This window comes from Frankia sp. RB5, from assembly GCF_059816245.1.
The window spans coordinates 1-16333 of sequence record NZ_JCBATA010000103.1 but is presented as its reverse complement, the minus strand read 5'-3'; the positions used below and the strand labels follow the sequence as shown (position 1 = coordinate 16333).

12 protein-coding genes and 2 pseudogenes are annotated in these 16333 nt (G+C 72.5%); 4 read left to right on the top strand and 10 right to left on the bottom strand.

Translation table 11 applies throughout. From position 1 onward, the window contains the following. Positions 1-149, top strand: a pseudogene (locus AC6EXY_RS31985) (RNA-guided endonuclease TnpB family protein); the annotation flags it as partial. A 36-nt stretch (positions 150-185) separates the two neighbouring features. Here AC6EXY_RS31985 and AC6EXY_RS31980 read toward each other — a convergent pair. From AC6EXY_RS31980 to AC6EXY_RS31945, 8 genes are all read right to left on the bottom strand, one after another. After that, positions 186-3173 (bottom strand): ABC transporter permease subunit, encoded by a 2988-nt coding sequence (locus tag AC6EXY_RS31980; RefSeq protein WP_499818841.1) that lies wholly within the window; start codon positions 3171-3173, stop codon positions 186-188. Positions 3174-3278: 105 nt separating this feature from the next. Continuing rightward, the gene (locus tag AC6EXY_RS31975) at positions 3279-4535 is read right to left on the bottom strand and encodes an ABC transporter substrate-binding protein (protein ID WP_133150594.1); all 1257 of its coding nucleotides are present in this window, start codon (positions 4533-4535) and stop codon (positions 3279-3281) included. A 336-nt stretch (positions 4536-4871) separates the two neighbouring features. Further along, positions 4872-6026, bottom strand: a complete 1155-nt coding sequence (locus AC6EXY_RS31970; RefSeq protein ID WP_499818840.1) for an acyl-CoA dehydrogenase family protein — start codon at positions 6024-6026, stop codon at positions 4872-4874. After that, entirely contained in the window at positions 6023-7297 is a 1275-nt protein-coding gene (locus AC6EXY_RS31965; RefSeq protein ID WP_101830770.1) for an acyl-CoA dehydrogenase family protein, read from the bottom strand. The genes AC6EXY_RS31970 and AC6EXY_RS31965 overlap by 4 nt, the downstream gene beginning before the upstream one ends. Positions 7298-7431: 134 nt before the next feature. Beyond that, the gene (locus tag AC6EXY_RS31960) at positions 7432-8175 is read right to left on the bottom strand and encodes an SDR family NAD(P)-dependent oxidoreductase (RefSeq protein WP_101830771.1); all 744 of its coding nucleotides are present in this window, start codon (positions 8173-8175) and stop codon (positions 7432-7434) included. A gap of 54 nt (positions 8176-8229) precedes the next feature. Next, on the bottom strand, positions 8230-9024 hold the full coding sequence (locus AC6EXY_RS31955; RefSeq protein ID WP_101830772.1) for an SDR family NAD(P)-dependent oxidoreductase: 795 nt from the start codon (positions 9022-9024) through the stop codon (positions 8230-8232). Between the two features lie 94 nt (positions 9025-9118). Continuing rightward, complete coding sequence (locus AC6EXY_RS31950) at positions 9119-9928, bottom strand: GntR family transcriptional regulator (RefSeq protein WP_101830773.1); 810 nt, start codon at positions 9926-9928, stop codon at positions 9119-9121. A gap of 152 nt (positions 9929-10080) precedes the next feature. After that, the gene (locus AC6EXY_RS31945; RefSeq protein ID WP_499818839.1) at positions 10081-11775 is read right to left on the bottom strand and encodes an N-acyl-D-amino-acid deacylase family protein; all 1695 of its coding nucleotides are present in this window, start codon (positions 11773-11775) and stop codon (positions 10081-10083) included. Between the two features lie 356 nt (positions 11776-12131). Here AC6EXY_RS31945 and AC6EXY_RS31940 point away from each other — a divergent pair, with 356 nt between their 5' ends. Together AC6EXY_RS31940 and AC6EXY_RS31935 are read left to right on the top strand one after the other, a co-directional pair. Then, positions 12132-12878, top strand: a complete 747-nt coding sequence (locus AC6EXY_RS31940; RefSeq protein WP_101830775.1) for an SDR family NAD(P)-dependent oxidoreductase — start codon at positions 12132-12134, stop codon at positions 12876-12878. A gap of 61 nt (positions 12879-12939) precedes the next feature. Next, positions 12940-13869: an LLM class flavin-dependent oxidoreductase gene (locus AC6EXY_RS31935; RefSeq protein WP_165818271.1), complete on the top strand. Its 930-nt coding sequence runs from the start codon at positions 12940-12942 to the stop codon at positions 13867-13869. A 72-nt stretch (positions 13870-13941) separates the two neighbouring features. On the opposite strand, the gene AC6EXY_RS31930 is transcribed toward AC6EXY_RS31935, so the two are convergent. Further along, positions 13942-15177: an acyl-CoA dehydrogenase family protein gene (locus tag AC6EXY_RS31930; protein WP_499818842.1), complete on the bottom strand. Its 1236-nt coding sequence runs from the start codon at positions 15175-15177 to the stop codon at positions 13942-13944. A 148-nt stretch (positions 15178-15325) separates the two neighbouring features. On the opposite strand from AC6EXY_RS31930, the gene AC6EXY_RS31925 reads away from it, so the two are divergent. Further along, positions 15326-16141: an SDR family oxidoreductase gene (locus tag AC6EXY_RS31925; RefSeq protein ID WP_499818838.1), complete on the top strand. Its 816-nt coding sequence runs from the start codon at positions 15326-15328 to the stop codon at positions 16139-16141. Positions 16142-16184: 43 nt separating this feature from the next. On the opposite strand, the pseudogene AC6EXY_RS31920 reads toward AC6EXY_RS31925, so the two are convergent. Then, positions 16185-16333: pseudogene (locus AC6EXY_RS31920) on the bottom strand (RNA-guided endonuclease TnpB family protein); the annotation flags it as partial.

The following is a 16333-nucleotide window of genomic DNA, read 5'->3' as shown; positions in this document are numbered from 1 at the left end:
TCACCTGCGGGCACACCGCCAACGCTGATGTGAACGCGGCGGTGAACATCGCGGCCGGACGGGCCGTGACCGCGCGGGGAGGTGCGGCGCTGGCCGCGCCCGTGAACCGTGAACCTCAACACTGCGCACCTCCCCTGGTAGGTGTGTAGGAGTTGGAATCCCCCGCGTTCACGCGGCGGAGGACGTCAAGGTGTCTCCCGTGCCGACGTCGCCTGCGCGACGGCTGGTTCTGGTTCCGCTGCGGCCGCGACGAGCGGTGGGTCGCCGTCGGGCCTGGAGCCGTCGGGTCCGGTGTCGGAGCTCCCCGCCGGGGCCGACTGCTCGGCGCCCGCGCCGAGGTAGGCGGTGCGGACCCGCTCGCTCGCGCGGACGGCGCCCGGGTCGCCCTCGAACAACAGCTCCCCGAAGTCCAGCACGTAGATGTACCGGCAGATCCGCATGACCAGCGCCATGTCGTGTTCGACGAGCAGGATGCCGATACCCCGGTCCGCCACGACCCGCTCGAGCACCTCGGCGAAGGCCTCGGTCTCGGTCCGGTCGAGCCCGGAGGACGGCTCGTCCAGCAGCAGCATGGTGAACGGGCCGGCCAGACAGCGCGCCAGCTCGACCAGACGGCGCTGACCGGTCGACAGGCCACCGACCTGGCGGTCGGCGATGTCGGTGATGCCGCACAGCTCCAGCGCCGCCGCGGTCGCCGTCGCGGTGTCGCGCGCCTCGGTGGGGCGGGCGAGGAGCTGGCTCAGCACGCCCGCGCCCGCCAGGCCGCACTCCCGGCCGAGCGCGACGTTCTCGGCGACGGTGAGCGACTCGGCCAGCTCCATGATCTGGAAGGTGCGGCCGATTCCGGCCCGGCCGCGGGTGGCCTGACTGGCGTGGGAGATGTCCCGCTCGCCGAACAGGACCCGGCCGGAGGTCGGGCGGTTGAGCCCGGTGCAGGCGTTGAACGTCGTCGTCTTGCCGGCGCCGTTCGGTCCGATGAGACCGGTGATCTGACCGGGTGGCGCCAGCAGGGTCAGGTCGCGAACGGCGACCAGCCCGCCGAAACGGACCGTGAGATCCTCCACCCGCAGCCCGCGGTCCCCGGCGGAGCGGCCCGCTCCGGTGGCCGTCTCGGTGGCCTCGGCCTCGGGCTCGGACGCGGTGGCCTCGGGCTCGGACGCCTCGGCCTCGGGCTCGGACGCCGTGATGTCGGAACCAGCGGTCTCGGCGGCCCCGGCGTCGGTCGCCCTGCTCTCGGCCCGCGGTTCGGTGGCGGGCACCGGCGCCACGGGGACGGTCACGGCGCTGCCCGCGCCCGCGGCGGCGGGGACGAGACGGCCGCGTGGCTGGCCCAGCCGCTCCAGCGCGGCGCGCAGCCGCGGCGGCATGCCGGGGGTGCCACCCTGCATGGCGACGGCCACCGCGGAGATGCCGAAGATCGCGTTGAGGACGTAGGGGGTGTTCGAACCGGGGATGTACGCGGGGATGATCGCCACCAGGCCCGCGAACAGCGCGTACCACGGCTCGCCGAACGGCGCGAGCGCGAGGATGGCGAGCAGCACGACCGAGTTGAACGACGAGAAGTGCACGTCGGTCGTGGAGGCCGAGCCCACGGTGGTGCCGTAGAGGATGCCGGACAGCCCCGCGACGAAGGCGGAGATACAGAAGACGATCATCCTCGTGACCTTGGTGCTCTGCCCGAGGGTGGACACGGCGACCGGCGACTCGGACATGCCGCGCAGCACCCGGCCGAGTCGTGCCTGGTGCACGGCGACCATGAGCAGCGAGACGACGACGACGAACCCCAGCACGAGGTAGTAGTAGGCGTTGTCCCCGCTCGCGAAGGACGGCCGGGGCATGGTTCGCCCGCTGCCGGTCGGCGTGAACATGAAGCCCTGCGCGTAGAAGAGCCGCTCGATCATGATGCCGAACGCCAGCGTCGCGAGCGCCAGGAACAGTCCGGACAGGCGGATCGCCGGCAGCGCGAGCAACGCCCCGACCGGCACCACCACCAGGGCGGCGAGCAGGGCGGCGAGCAGCCAGGGCAGATGGTGGTCGACCGCGAACTGGGAGAACACGACGGCGCCGATGGCCGCGAACGCCGAATGGCACAGGGAGACCTGGCCGGAGGTGCGGACCAGCAGGCCGAGCGAGAGCAGCATGACGACCTGGGTCAGGCCGACGGTGTAGAAGGTGAGGTCGCTGCCGGCGAAGGTCGGCACCAGCAGCAGCGGCACCAGGACCAGCGCGCCGGTGCCGGCGCGTACCCGTGCGGGGGCGTGCCACTGCAGCCGCGGTCTGACCTCGTGGCGCGTCGGCGGCAGCAGTCGACGGCGGGGAAGCACCAGCAGGATCACGAACAGCGCGACGAACGGCAGGCTCGGCGGCAGCCCTCCCAGCCAGGTGACGTCCACGACGTAGTTCTTGGTGATGTCGGAGCCGACGCCGATGACGATGCCACCGAGGAAGGTCAGCGGGATGTTCGAGAAGCCGCCGAACGCCGCCGCGCCGAGGGCCTCGACGACGAGGAAGGTCAGGAAGATCGGTTCGAGCCCGACGAGTGGGAGGACGAGCACCCCGGACAGGGCGGCGAGGGTGGAGCCGGTGATCCAGGCCGCGCGTCGGACCCGGGCCGGGTTCGTGCCGAGCAGGTCGAGCAGCGCCGGGTCGTCGACGACGGCGCGCATCGCGAGACCGATGCGGGTGAACCGGAACAGCGCGTACAGTGCCGCCACCAGGACGACCGCGATCGCGGCGACGAAGACGTACTTGTACCGCACGTGGGTGCCGCCGAGCTCGAACCCGTGGCTGCCGCCGGGCAGGAAGTTCGGGACGTTGATCGAGTCGGGGCCGTACTTGATCGTGCCCAGGCCCTGCACGAGCAGGATGAGCCCGATCGTTCCGACGATCTTCATGGCGTTGCGCTGGGGCGCGAGCCGGCGGGACACGAGTTCCATGCCCAGGCCCATCAGAGGTCCGGCCACGAGAACGGCGATGACCGCCGAGATCTCCCAGCCGACCTTCTGGTCGACGTGCAGCCAGTAGAACAGGTAGGCGGCGGCGGTCGCCAGGGCGCCGTGACCGAAGTTGAAGATGCCGGAGGTCTTGTAGGTCAGAACGAGACCGGTGCCGGTAAGGCCGTACACGGCTCCGATCGCGATTCCGCTGACGACGAACGGCAGAAGGTCGTTCATGCGGGGTGCCTCATCTGTCGACGGTGCGTGTGCTGGGCGGTCCCAGGGACGGCGAGGGCCGGCGCCCCACCGGGTCGACGCTGGCCCGGTGGGGCGCCGACGGTCCTAGGCCTGGAGCTTCAGGCAGGTCGACTGGAGGTCACCGCTGGTGACGCTGTTGCCGGACTTGGTACCGGCCAGCGGCGTCGTGGTGAACTTCCCGTTCTCGTACTTGTACAGCCACAGGCAGTCGATCCCGGCCGGGATCTTGCCCTTGGTGAACGTCACCGGCTGGGCCAGCAGGCCACCGAGATCGAAGTTCTTCAGGCCGTACAGGCCGGTGAACACGTCCGCGCGGGCCGGCTTGTCGCCGACGTGGGCGAGGGCGGCGCGGATCGTCTGCAGGGCGGCCCAGGTGCTCGTCGAGGCCGCGGTCTGGGGGTCGGCGCCCTTGCTGTAGGTCTCGACCGCCTGGCGGTAGTCGGTCACCGGCTTCGCCGTGGACCACCAGGGGAAGCCCTGGACGCCGCCGGACAGCCGCACGCCGTCGACGTCGAGCAGTGCCTTGGTGACCGCGCCGCCGGAGGCGCCGTACAGGCCCTTGTATCCCTGCGAGTCGCAGTCGTCGATCAGCCGGGCGGCCGCCGCCGGCGGGAACGAGAGCTGCAGGAAGTCCGTCTTTGTGTTGATCATCTTCAGGCACTCGGCCGTGTAGCTCGGCGCCGAGACGGCCACGTCGTAGGAGCCGACGACCTTGACGTCGAACAGCTTGCTCGCGGGGCCGTAGAAGACCGAGGCCTGCTTGCAGGCGGCGGTCTCCACGCAGGAGGCCACGGCCCAGTTCTTCGCCCCGTTCGCCTTGGCGGAGGCGAACTGCGCCAAAATGTTCGGGACGGCCGGGGCGGTCAGCGGGAAGACGTTCTCCTGCGCGCCCCAGATGGTCGGCTGGTAGCCGTACGCTCCGACGACGGCGATGTCCTTGCCCTTGAGCGTCGTGGCGATGGCGGGCTCGGTGTTCGACGACGCCGAGGTGATCGACAGGATGCTCGGGTCGTCCAGGAACGCCTTCGCCGCCGCCGTCCCGGTGGCGATGTCGCCCTTGGTGTCCTTCACGACGATCGTCACCGGGTGGCCGTTGATGCCGCCGTTGACGTTGACCCAGTCCGCCCAGGCGTTGGCGACGCCCACGGCTGGCACGTCGGCGGAGCTGGTGGCGCCGGTGGTGGCGGCGAGCAGCCCCAGTCTGATCTCGGACTTCGTCAGCGCCGCCTTGGCCTGTGTCGCCTTCCCGGTGGCGTCGTCGTTGCCCTTGCCGTCGGAGCCACAGGCCGCGACGGCGACGGCTAAGGCCGCCGCCGCAGCCACCATGGCGGTGCCGCGCATCGTCCGCGTCTTGAACACTTGTTGGCCCCCATACCTCTCTGTCTGGTTTCCGGCGCCGGTCGCGCCAACGCGCGAAGGACCTGCTGACCCTCACTCGTTCGCAGGACTGTAACGGGGCTCACAGGCGTAAGTAAAGAAATCATTTAAATAATTCAGTGCACTCTTGTCCTCGGAATCGCGTTGCGTGGTTTGTGCGGGCACGAATGGTGACTCATCTGTGCCCAGAAACGCAGCCAGCCGGGTTCCCGGACGGCGAAGCGCCCGGGAACCCGGCTGTGGAACGCGGAGGTGCGGAGGTGCGGAGGTGCGAAGGTGCGGAGAGCGAGGGGCGGGCGCTCAGATGCCCACGCGGGCGAGCAGCCGCTCGTGGTAGGCGTTCGGTCCGCCGAACAGGAGCTGGGAGGACTTCGCCCGGCGGAAGTACAGGTGGGCGGGGTGCTCCCAGGTGAAGCCGATGCCGCCGTGGACCTGGATGTTCTCCGCCGCGACGCTCATGTAGGCCTCGGAGGCGACGATGTGCGCGACGGCGGACGCCACACCGGGGTCGCCCTCGGGGTCGGCCCCGTCGAGGACGGCCGCGGCCTCGCGGGCGGCCGCGTCGGCGAGCTGGACCCGGGCGAGCATGTCGGCGAGCTTGTGCTTGACGGCCTGGAAGCTGCCGATCTGCCGGCCGAACTGGACGCGGTCCTTGGCGTAGGCGGTCGCCGTCTCCAGGCAGGCCCGGGCGCCGCCGACCTGCTCGGCGGCCAGCGCCGCGGTGGCGACGTCGAGGACCTGGGCCAGCACGGGGCCCGCGGCGCCGGGCTGGCCGATGACGGTGGCGGGCGTCTGGGCGAGGGTGAGGCTCGCGAACCGCCGGGTCGGGTCCAGGGTGCGCAGCGCCGTGCGGGTCAGACCGGACGCGTCCCCGGGCACGCTGACCAGGGTGGGCCCCTCCGGGGCGGCGACGACGAGCAGGATCTCGTCGGCGGTGGCGCCGTCGAGGACGATCCCGGCCGTGCCGTCGAGGACGAGCCCGCCGCCGTCGGCGGGCGACGCGGCCACGGCGAGCGCGCCCTCGCCGGTGTGCCAGGCGCCGTCCGGGCCGGGCGCGGCGAGGGTGGCGAGGGCGGTGCCGGCGGCGATGCCGGGCAGCAGCCGGCCGGCGGCCTCGTCGTCGCCGGCGGCGACCAGCGCGGTGGCGGCGAGCACGACGGAGGAGAAGAACGGCGCGGGCAGCAGGGCCCGGCCCATCTCCTCCAGCACGACGGACAACGCGACGAAGCCGGCGTCGTCGCCGCCGTGTGCCTCGGGCAGGACCAGCGACTGCAGGCCGAGCTGCTCGGCCATCTGGCTCCAGACCTTCTCGTCGTAGCCGCGCTCGCCGATCATCACCTCGCGCACCGCGGCCTCGTCGGAGCGGGCGGCGAGGAAGTCGCGGACCGCCTCGCGCAGCGCGAGGAGCTCCTCGGAGTCGGCGTCGGCGACCGTGGTCTCGTCGCCGGCGCTCATGCCGAGCTCCGGGCGGAACGGCGCAGCTCGCGGAACGGGCTCTTGGTGTCGATGCCGGGCTCCTTGGGCAGGCCGAGGACCCGCTCGGCCAGGATGTTCTTCATGATCTCCTCGGTTCCGCCGAGAATCCGCAGGGCGGGGGTGGACAGCAGCAGCTCGGTCCAGGAGAAGGTTCCCCACTCCCCGGTGTCCGCGATCAGCTTCGGCCCGACGACGTCAGCGGCGAAGTGCGCCGCGCGGGTCAGGTTCTGCGCGTAGAGGAGCTTGGAGACCGACGCCTCCGGGCCGGGCTGCACGCCGGCGCGCAGCTTGCGCAGCGCCTGGCGGTTCATGTATTCGGCTGCGGCCTGGCCTGCGTAGAGGGAGGCGAGCTCGCGACGGGTGGCCGGGTCGTCGAGGCGGCCGTTGGCGCGCAGCAGCTCGCGCAGGAACGGCAGCGACACCGCGCGGCCGGCGGGGCCCCCGGTCTCGCCGCCGACGGTGGCCCGTTCGTTCATCAGGGTGGTCAGCGCGACCCGCCAGCCGTCGTTGACCTCGCCGAGGCGGTGGTCGTCGGGGACGTGGACGTCGGTGAGGAACACCTCGTTGAAGTCCGCGCCGCCGCTCATCTGGCGCAGCGGGCGGATGTCGACGCCGGGCAGCGACAGGTCGACCAGGAACGCGGTGATGCCCCTGTGCTTGGGTCGGTCCGGGTCGGTGCGGCACAGCGCGAGGCCGAGCTGGGCGTGGTGCGCGACGGACGTCCACACCTTCTGCCCGTTCAGCACCCACTCGTCGCCCTCGCGCACGGCCTTGGTCTCGACGCTGGCGAGGTCGGAGCCGGCGGCGGGCTCGGAGAACAGCTGGCAGGCGATGACGTCGCCGCCGTACATCGCCGGCAGGTATCGCTGCTTGATCTTCTCCTGGCCGTGAGCGAGGATCGTCGGCCCGATCATCCCCAGGCCGACGACGGCCAGCACGCCGGTGTCCGGCACGTCGTACTCGGCTTCGAGGGAGTCGTAGACCAGCTCGTGCACCGTGGTCAGGCCGCGGCCACCGAAGTCGGTCGGGCCGGTCAGCCAGCCGAAGCCGTTCTCGTAGCGGGTGCGCTGCCAGGCCTTCGCGACGGCGACCGCCTTCGCTTCGACCTCCGGTGCCTCGGTGCTGAAGTACGTGATCCGGTCCTCGCCGACGCCCCACTGGACGTCCCCGGCGCCGCCGGTCCGGCGGGTCGCGTGCGCGTCCAGGAACCCGCGTACCTCGGTGATGAAATCGTCCAACTCGATCGGCATCAGCCAACCTCCTCCAGGTCCCGGCCCCACCGACTGCGGCGCGGGAGTGCGGCGCCGGGTCGGCGCCGGGTCGGGCGCCGGGGTGTGGCGCGGGGATGTGTGGTCGGTGGTCGAGGGCGGCCGGTGGTGGTGTGCTAGCCGCCCATGCTCAGGCCGCCGTCGACGGTGACCACCGAGCCGGTGGTGAAGCCGGCCCGCTCGTCGAGCAGGAAGCGCACGGCGTGGGCGAGCTCGGCGGGGTCGCCGCGGCGGCCGACCGGGATCCGGGCCTTGATGGCCTCCTGGATCCGCGGGTCCATCGACGCGGTCATGTCGGTCTCGAAGACGCCGGGTACGACCAGATTGACGGTGATGCCCTTGCGGGCGACCGCGAGCGCGAGCGAGCGGGTCATCCCGATCAGGCCCGCCTTGGCCGCGCCGTAACCGACCTGGACGGGGCTGCCCATCAGCGCGGTGATCGAGCCGATGTTCACGATCCGGCCGTAGCCCGCCTTCTCCATCGGCGCGATCGCCGCCTGGGCCAGGTGGAACGGGCCGGACAGGTTGACCCGCACGGCGAGGTCCCACTCGTCGGCGCTCATCTCGCGGGCCTTGCGCTCGACGAGCAGGCCGGCGTTGTTGACCAGATGGTCGAGCCGGCCGTGCTCGGCGACCACCTCGTCGACGAGCGCCCGGGCGAAGCCGCGGTCGCCGACGTCCCCGGCGTGCACGCTCACGGAACCACCGGCCTCGACGACCCGGTCACGCAGCGCCGCCGCGGCCTCGTGATTACCGGCGTAGGCGGCGGCGACATGGACGCCCTGCGCGGCCAGGAGTTCGGAGATGGCGGCACCGATCCCTCTCGTGCCCCCCGTGACGATCGCGACTCGACCCTTCACGACGACTCCTCACCCGTGGTCCGGTGTTCCGGTAAGAGCTGCGCGGACACTCGCTCAGGGCCGCATGTACGTGCCGCTGGCGACGTTGATCGACTCGCCGGTGATGCAGCGGGCGCGGTCGCCGGCCAGGAACGCGATCGTCTCGGCGATGTCGCCGGCGGTCGGCGTCCAGGGCAGCACGCCCTTGGAGTCCGGCATCTCGAGGATCTCCGGGTGCTGGTCGATGAACCGGGTGCCGCGCACGACGCCCATCGCCACGGTGACCGCCCGGATCCCGTACGGGCCGCCCTCGTGCGCGATCGCCCGGGTCAGCACGTTCAGGCCGCCCTTGGTGATCGCGTACGGCGCCTCGATGCCGCCACCGCCGACGTCGGGTGCGTAGGTGGAGACGTTGACGACGACGCCGCGGCGGTGGTCGCGCATCGTCGGCATCAGCCGCCGGCACAGGTACCAGGGACCGGACAGGTTGACGTCGACGGTCTGGTCCCACACGGCCGGGTCGTAGTCGAAGATCGGCGCGACCACGTTGAAGGCCGCGTTGTTGACCAGCACGTCGACGGTGCCGTGCGCGGCGAGCACCTGCTCGAGGGCCGCGTCGATCGACTCGCGGCTGGCGACGTCCAGCGGGATCCCGACGACGGTGGCGTGCCGGTGCAGGTCGGTGAGTTCCGCCGCGACCGCGTGGGTTCGCTTCTCGTTCCGGTCGGTGACGATTACCGTGGCGCCGCCCGCGGCGAACCGGGCGGCGGTCGCCTCCCCGATGCCCTTGCCCGCGGCCGCCGTGACCAGCACGACCCGGCCGGCGAACTCCTTCGGTTCCGAGACGGGAGGCAGCGCAGGCTCGTTCACCCGAAGATCTCCTCGTGTCGTGGGGACCGTCGCGCGCGACGAGAACATCCGCGGACAGCTATCAGATAAATTATCACAACGATTATACTGTCTGTCAGCCCAGCAGGTCGAGCAGGTCAAGGGCGCCCGGGCCGCCGCGGAAGTGCTGCCCCCGCGCCTCGAGGTGCTCGCGCCACAGCCGCTGCGCGCCGGTCGCGTCCCGCTCCTCGAGGAGGGGGAGCAGCCGGGCGTGCGCCCGCTGGCCGCGCCGCGCCGCCAGCCGCAGCGCCGCCGGGTCCTCCGGCCGCCCCGCCAGATACGACTCGTCCGCCAGGTCGATGATGGACCGCAGCATCCCCGCCAGCAACGAGATGGTCTGGTTGCCCGTGCGGGCGACCAGTTCGCGGTGGAAGTGGGCCTGGGCCGCGAGCTGCGCCGGCGGATCGTCGTGCGCGCCGGTCGAGGCCTCGTGTAACTGCCGCAGGACGGCCAGGTCCACCTCGGTGCACGCGGCGGCGAGCATCGCCACACAGGACGGCTCGATCATGGCGCTCGCCGCGTGGACGTCGCCGACCGTCGTGCCGAGGTACTCCAGGATCAGCCCGGTGTAGCGGGCCGCGATGTCGGCGTCGGGGGCGTGCACCCGTGCCCCGCCGTGGGAACCGCGGCGGATGCTGATCAGCGACTCCGTCTCCAGGACCCGGAACGCCTCGCGCAGCGTCGGCCGGGACACGCCGAACCGGGCCAGCAGCACGCCCTCGGGCGGCAGCGACTCGCCCTCGCGCAGCTCGCCTTTGACGATCTGCCGGCGCAGCCGGGCGGCGATCAGGTCGGCCGTCTTGGGTACCCGCACGGGCTGGCTGACGAAACCCGTCCCGTCGCCGTCGGCGGCTGCGTCGCCGTCAGCGCCGTCGGGTGACCTCATGCCGTCTGGCGACCCCACGCGCAACCTCCCGCCCGCCGCGGTACCAGCGCGGTGACGTCGTCTGGACCCTGGGAACTAAATCCTGATACGGAATGGGTCGCCGCGCTCGCGAACGCGCCGTCAGCCCCCGTCGATGTCAGCCCGCGTCGATGTCAGCCCCCGTCGATGAAGCCGCCGGGGCGCGCCCCGGTGAGGGTGCCGGCCTCCTGGACGACCTCGCCCGCCACCACCGTGTAGCGATAGCCGCCCTCGGGACGGCGCAGCCGGGCGCCGCCGGCGGGCAGGTCGTCGACGAAGACGTCGGAGTCCCACCGCAGCTCGTCGAGCGCGAACACGGTCAGGTCGCCGTGGGCGCCCGCGGCCACCCGGCCGCGCCCGGTCAGCCCGAACGCGTCGGCCTGCCGGCCGGTCAGCGCGTGCACGGCGGCGGGCAGCGTCAGGTCGTCGCGGTCGCGGACGTGCCGGGTGAGCAGCAGCGTGCTGTCGCCGGTCGCGCACATCATCTGCAGGTGCGCGCCGGCGTCGCTGTTGCCGAGCAGGGCCGCCGGATGGGTCAGGGTCTCGGCCACCCCGTCGGGGTCGGAGTTCGCCACGCCGATCCCGACCAGGCCCACCTCGATGTCGTTGTCGAGCAGAAAGTCGGCCAGCACGTCCGAGGGGTGCCCGCCACGCTCGGCGACCAGGTCGGCCAGGGTCGCCCCGACCCAGCGCGCCAGCTCCGGCCGGCCGACCTCGACGAAGCGCATCCGCTCAGGGAACCGGTGCGGGATCATGGTGCGGGGCACCCGGTCCCACTCCTCGCGGGCAGTGTCGCGCCAGGCCGGGTCCGCGAGCAACGCGCGCTTCTCGGCGGGCGACGCCTGCACCGCCCGGTGCCAGCCCTCGACGAGCGCGTACCAGGACATGCCGCCCTGCCAGTTCACCCGGATGTCCAGGGTGCGCGGGGAGATCTGCGGCAGTGTGCGGATGCCCTGCTTCTGCAGGTCGAGGGCGAAGTCGAGGTTGCGGGTGGCGGAGTGCGGGTGGTCCGAGTCGTGGAAGATGCCGATCCAGGTGTGGGTGAGGTCGCGCGGGGAGCACAGCCGGCCCATCCGCTCGACGTCCGCGCGCATCGCCCACCCGCCGGTCTGGGCCGGGATGAACTGCACCGTGCGCCGGTGCGCGGCGAGCACGTCGAACAGCGCCTCGTACTCGGCGTCGTCGGCGAGCCGGCTCGGCACCGGCCGCTTGTCCCGGTCCTCGTCGAAGCCCATCGACGACGACAGGCCCAGCGCCCCCGCGGCCAGGCTCGCGTCCAGCACTCGCGCCATCTCCGCCCGCTCCGCCGGCGTCGCCGCCCGCTCCCACGCCTGCGCACCCATCACGAACAGGCGCAGCGGGGTGTGCCCGACGAAACCGGCGGTGTTCACGCCGTAGCCGCGGCCCGCGGCGCTGCGCCGGTACTCCGGCCACGACTCCCACGACCAGGGGATCGACGCGTCGAAGGCGGCCTCGGGCAGGTCCTCGATGTAGCAGAACAGGCTGGTGACCTCGGCGCGGTCTTTCGCCCGGACCGGGGCGAGAGACAGCGAGCAGTTGCCCATCAGCACCGTCGTGACCCCGTGCTGAGGCAGCGGGTCACACGACGGGTCCCACCACAGCGCAGGATCGACATGGGTGTGGTTGTCGATGAAGCCCGGGGTGACGACGGCGCCGCCGGCATCGAGCACCCGCTCGTCCCCGCCGGCCGGGGCGAGGCCGGGCCCGACCTCGACGATGACCCCGTCCCGGGCCCGGACGTCGGCCCGCCTGCCCTCGGCGCCCGTGCCGTCCACGACCGTTCCGCCACGGATGAGAACGCTGCCCATTCGTCCCTCCCTGCCTGTGGCCGCGGCGCCCACAGTGCCGACGCTCTCGCTTATTCATATCAATGAATCAATTTTTTTCCGGCGGTGTGGCGGAGTCAATCCGGGGCAAGTGCGTGTCCTGACCTGCTACCGTGCCGTTGGTCCGGTCTGGTGGCGCGCCCTGCGCTCGTCGCAGGCTCCCCGACGGGCACCCCGGTGCCTGCCCTGCCGTGTCCGCCCCCGTTCCCGGGGGCGCCGGCACCCCGCCCGCGGACCCGCTCCACGACCAGACCACGCCCAGACCATGCCCGGCAGCCCGGCGAGGACCGCGGGAACCGGCGACGACCGAGTGACCAGCCAGGTGGAGGGAGTCAGGGATGGGACGAGTCACGGCGGTGACGGGTTCCGGCCGCGGCATCGGGCACGCGATCGCGGCGGGTCTCGCCGCGGCGGGCCACGATGTGGCGGTACTGGACATCGACGGCGACGCGGCGGCCAAGGTCGCGAGCGGGCTGGTCGAGCAGCACGGAGTGCGCGCGGTCGGCCTGGCCGTCGACATCACCGACCCCGCCGGCGTCGCCCGGGCGGTCGAGGAGGTCACCGCCGCGCTCGGCCCGATCGAGGTGCTGGTGAACAACGCCGGCGTCGACGTGATCAAGCCGTTCGTCGACTCCACCGAGGAGGAGTGGGCCCGCATCGTCGGGGTGAACCTGCTCGGCACGATCCGGGTGACCCGCGCCGTGCTCGACTCGATGATCGAGCGCAGGTGGGGCCGCATCATCAACATCGCCTCCGACGCGGGCCGGGTCGGCTCGTCCGGCGAGGTCGTCTACAGCGGCACCAAGGGCGGCGTGATCGCGTTCAGCAAGGCGCTCGCCCGTGAGGTCGCGCGGCACGGCCTGACGGTCAACAACGTCTGCCCCGGCCCCACCGACACCGCCCTGCTCGACCAGCTCGCCGCGCTCAGCCAGAAGCTCTACGACAGCATGGCCAAGGCGGTCCCGATGCGCCGGATCGGCACCCCGGACGACATCGCCCCGGCGATCGTCTACCTCGCCTCCGACGGCGCCGGCTACGTCACCGGGCAGACGCTGTCCGTCAGCGGCGGCCTGACGATGGCCTGAGCCGCCCATGGCGACCGATGGCCCCATCCGCCCCGTGGCGACCGATGGCCCCATCCGCCCCATGACGACCGAGGGGCGCGGCGGCGGCCTGCGCGTCGGGCTGCGCGTGCCACGGGCGCTGTTCAGCGCCGGGCAGCTGGCGCCGGCGGTCGAGGCCGCAGAGTCGGCCGGGGTGGACGCCCTGTGCGTCGGTGACCACATCACGTTCCACGGCGGTCAGGGCGGCGACGGGCTGATCCAGGCCGCCGCCCTGGCCGGGCTCGCCCGCCGGGCCGAGGTGTCGGTCGCCGTCTACCAGCTGGCGCTGCGCCATCCGGTGGCCGTCGCCCGCCAGCTCGTCGACGTCGCCGCGCTCGCCGCCGGCGGGCTCGTCCTCGGCGTCGGCGCCGGCGGCGAGGACCGCGGCGAGGTCCGCGCGGTCGGTGTGGACCCCGCGACCCGCGGGCGGCGGCTCGACGAGTCCCTCGCCGTGCTGCGCGCGCTGCTGACCGGCGAGCAGGTGGACCACGCCGGGGAGTTCTTCACCCTCGACGGTGTGGCCGTGCGCCCCGCGCCGGCGCGGCCGGTGCCGCTGCTCGTCGGCGGCCGCTCGGAGGCGGCCCTGCGCCGGGCCGGCCTGCTCGCCGACGGCTGGCTCGGCGTCTGGATCTCCGCCCGCCGCTTCACGGAGATGGTCGAGCGGGTCGAGGGCGTCGCGGCGGACGCCGGGCGCGCCGCCCCGCGCTGGCGGCACGGTCTGCAGGTGTGGTGCGGCTTCGGCGCCGACCGGGAGCGCGCCCAGGCGGCGCTGGCCGCCGAGATGGAGGGCCTGTACGCGCTGCCGTTCGAGCGCTTCGCCCGCTGGTGCCCGGCCGGGCGCCCCGAGGACGTCGCCGAGTTCCTCGCCCCCTACGCCGCCGCCGGCGCCTCCGACGTCAACCTCATCGCCGTCGCCGACGACCCGATGGCCGCCGTCACCGCCGCCGCCGAGGTCCGCACTCTGCTGGCCTGAGCCGGCCACGCCTGACGTGACCCCGGCCGCCTGGCCCGTGAACGGGGGGCCGGCGGCCGGGTCGGACGGTGCTCAGGTACGGGCGGCGGGGCGAGGTTCGCGGGGGAGGCCGAGGATGGTCTCGGAGATGATGTTCCGCTGGATCTGCGACGTGCCGGCATAGATGGTGCCGGAGCGCGACGCCATCCACACGCCGGCCCAGGACGCTGTCGAGCTGGACGGGACGCCCGGGTCGTCCGCCCGGTAGGCGCGCAGCGGCAGCCGTCCGGTCAGCACCTGGCCGCGCAGACCCAGGACGTCCTCGGCGAGCTCGGTGACCACCTGGTGGTACTCGCTCCAGTACAGCTTCGAGACCGACGCCACCGCACCGAGCTCCGAGCCCTTCGTCAGGCCGGTGAGGATGCGGTAGCCGAGCTGGCGCATCACCTCGACGCGCACGACGGCGTCGGCGAGGCGCTGGCGGATCGACGGGTCGTCGGCCCGGCCGGACTCCTGGGCCAGGGCGATGAGCCGGTCGAGCTCGGCGCGGAACAGGATCGGGTTGGTGGCGGCCTCCTCGCCGCGCTCGTGGCCGAGCAGCGCGGTCGCGACCTTCCAGCCCTCACCGGGCTTGCCGATGACGTTCTCCTTCGCCGTGCGGGCGTCGGTGAAGAAGACCTCGCAGAACTCGCTCTCGCCGGTCATCTGCCTGATCCGGCGGATCTCGACGCCGGGCTGGTCGATCGGCACGAGCAGGAAGCTGATGCCCCGGTTGCGGACCGAGTCGGGGTCGGTCCGGGTGAGCACGAAGATCCAGTCCGCGCTGAAGGCGTGCGACGTCCAGATCTTCTGGCCGTTGATGACCCACTCGTCGCCGTCGAGATGGCCGTGGGTGCGCAGCGAGGCGAGGTCGGAACCGGAGCCGGGCTCGGAGTAGCCCTGGCACCAGTGCTCCTCACCGGAGAGGATCTTCGGCAGGAAGCGCGCCTTCTGCTCCGGGGTGCCGAAGCGCAGCAGCGTCGACCCGAGCATCTTCAGCGCGTAGGTGTCGTACGGCGCGCCGTAGGGGACGCCGGCCCGGGCGAGCTCCTCGACGAGGGCCACCTGGTGCAGCCGGGACAGCCCGCGCCCGCCGTACTCCTGTGGCCAGGTGACGCCGAGCAGCCGGCGCCGGTGGAGGGTCGCCCGCCAGGTCTCGACGAACGCCTCGGCCTCGGCCTGGTCCTGCAGGGCGCCGAGGCCGGCGAAGTCGGCCGGGAGCTCCTCGGCCAGGACGGCGCGGACCTCCGCGCGGAACTCCTCGACGTCCGGGGGATAGCTCAGGTCCATGGGCAAGAAAGATACAGATCATTTTGATGATGTTCGTCGAGAATCTCCTCTTCGGCCGGCGCTGACCAGGTCACAGGCGGTACCGACGCCAGATGGCAGCCTCTGCCACCGGTTGACAGTGTCTGCCATCTGTACAGATGATTCGTCTATGAAGGTGGATGGGAAGGTTGTGGTGGTGACCGGCGGCGGCCGCGGGATCGGCCGGGCGCTGGCCGAGCGGTTCGCCGCCGAAGGAGCCGCCCGGGTGGTCGTCGCGGACCTGGACCTGGAGCCGGCCGAGCGGGTCGCCGCGGCGATCGGCGGCGTGGGGCGCCGCTGCGACGTCGGTGACCAGGACCAGCTCCTCGCGCTCATCGAGGAGACCGAGCGGGAGGTCGGCCCGATCGGCCTGTTCTGCTCGAACGCGGCGGTGTTCGGCGGCGGTGGCGCCACCGCCAACCTCGAGACGACGTCGCCCGCCACCTGGGACGCCTCCTGGCGGGTCAACGTCATGGCGCACGTGTGGGCCGCCCGGGCGCTGCTGCCACGGATGGTCGAGCGGGGCGGCGGCTACTTCCTGCAGACGCTGTCCGCCGCTGGCCTGATCACCGGGCCGTCGGCGCTGTCCTACACCGTGACCAAGCACGCCGGCGTCGGCTTCGCCGAATGGCTGGCGATCAACCACCGGCACCAGGGCATCGGCGTGTCCTGCCTGTGCCCGACGGCGGTGGCGACCGACGCGCTCACCGGGGCCAACGCCGGCACCGCGAGCGACGCCGCGGCCGACGAGGCGATCCGGCGCAACATCGGGCTGATCCAGACGCCCGAGGAGGTCGCCGAGATCACCCTCGAGGGGCTGGCGCGGGAGTCGTTCCTCATCCTGCCCAACCCCAGGGTCGGCTCGTCCTTCCGGCGCAAGGGCGAGGACTACGACGCCTGGCTCGACCGCACGGCGAGCCGGGTCACCGGAATGCGGGAGGCCTAAGAGTTGACGTCCTCCCCCGCGTGAACGCGGGGGATTCCAACTCCTACACACCTACCAGGGGAGGTGCGCAGTGTTGGGGTTCACGGTTCACGGGCGCGGCCAGCGCCGCACCTCCCCGCGCGGTCACGGCCCGTCCGGCCGCGATGTTCACCGCCGCGTTCACATCAGCGTTGGCGGTGTGTCCGCAGGTGG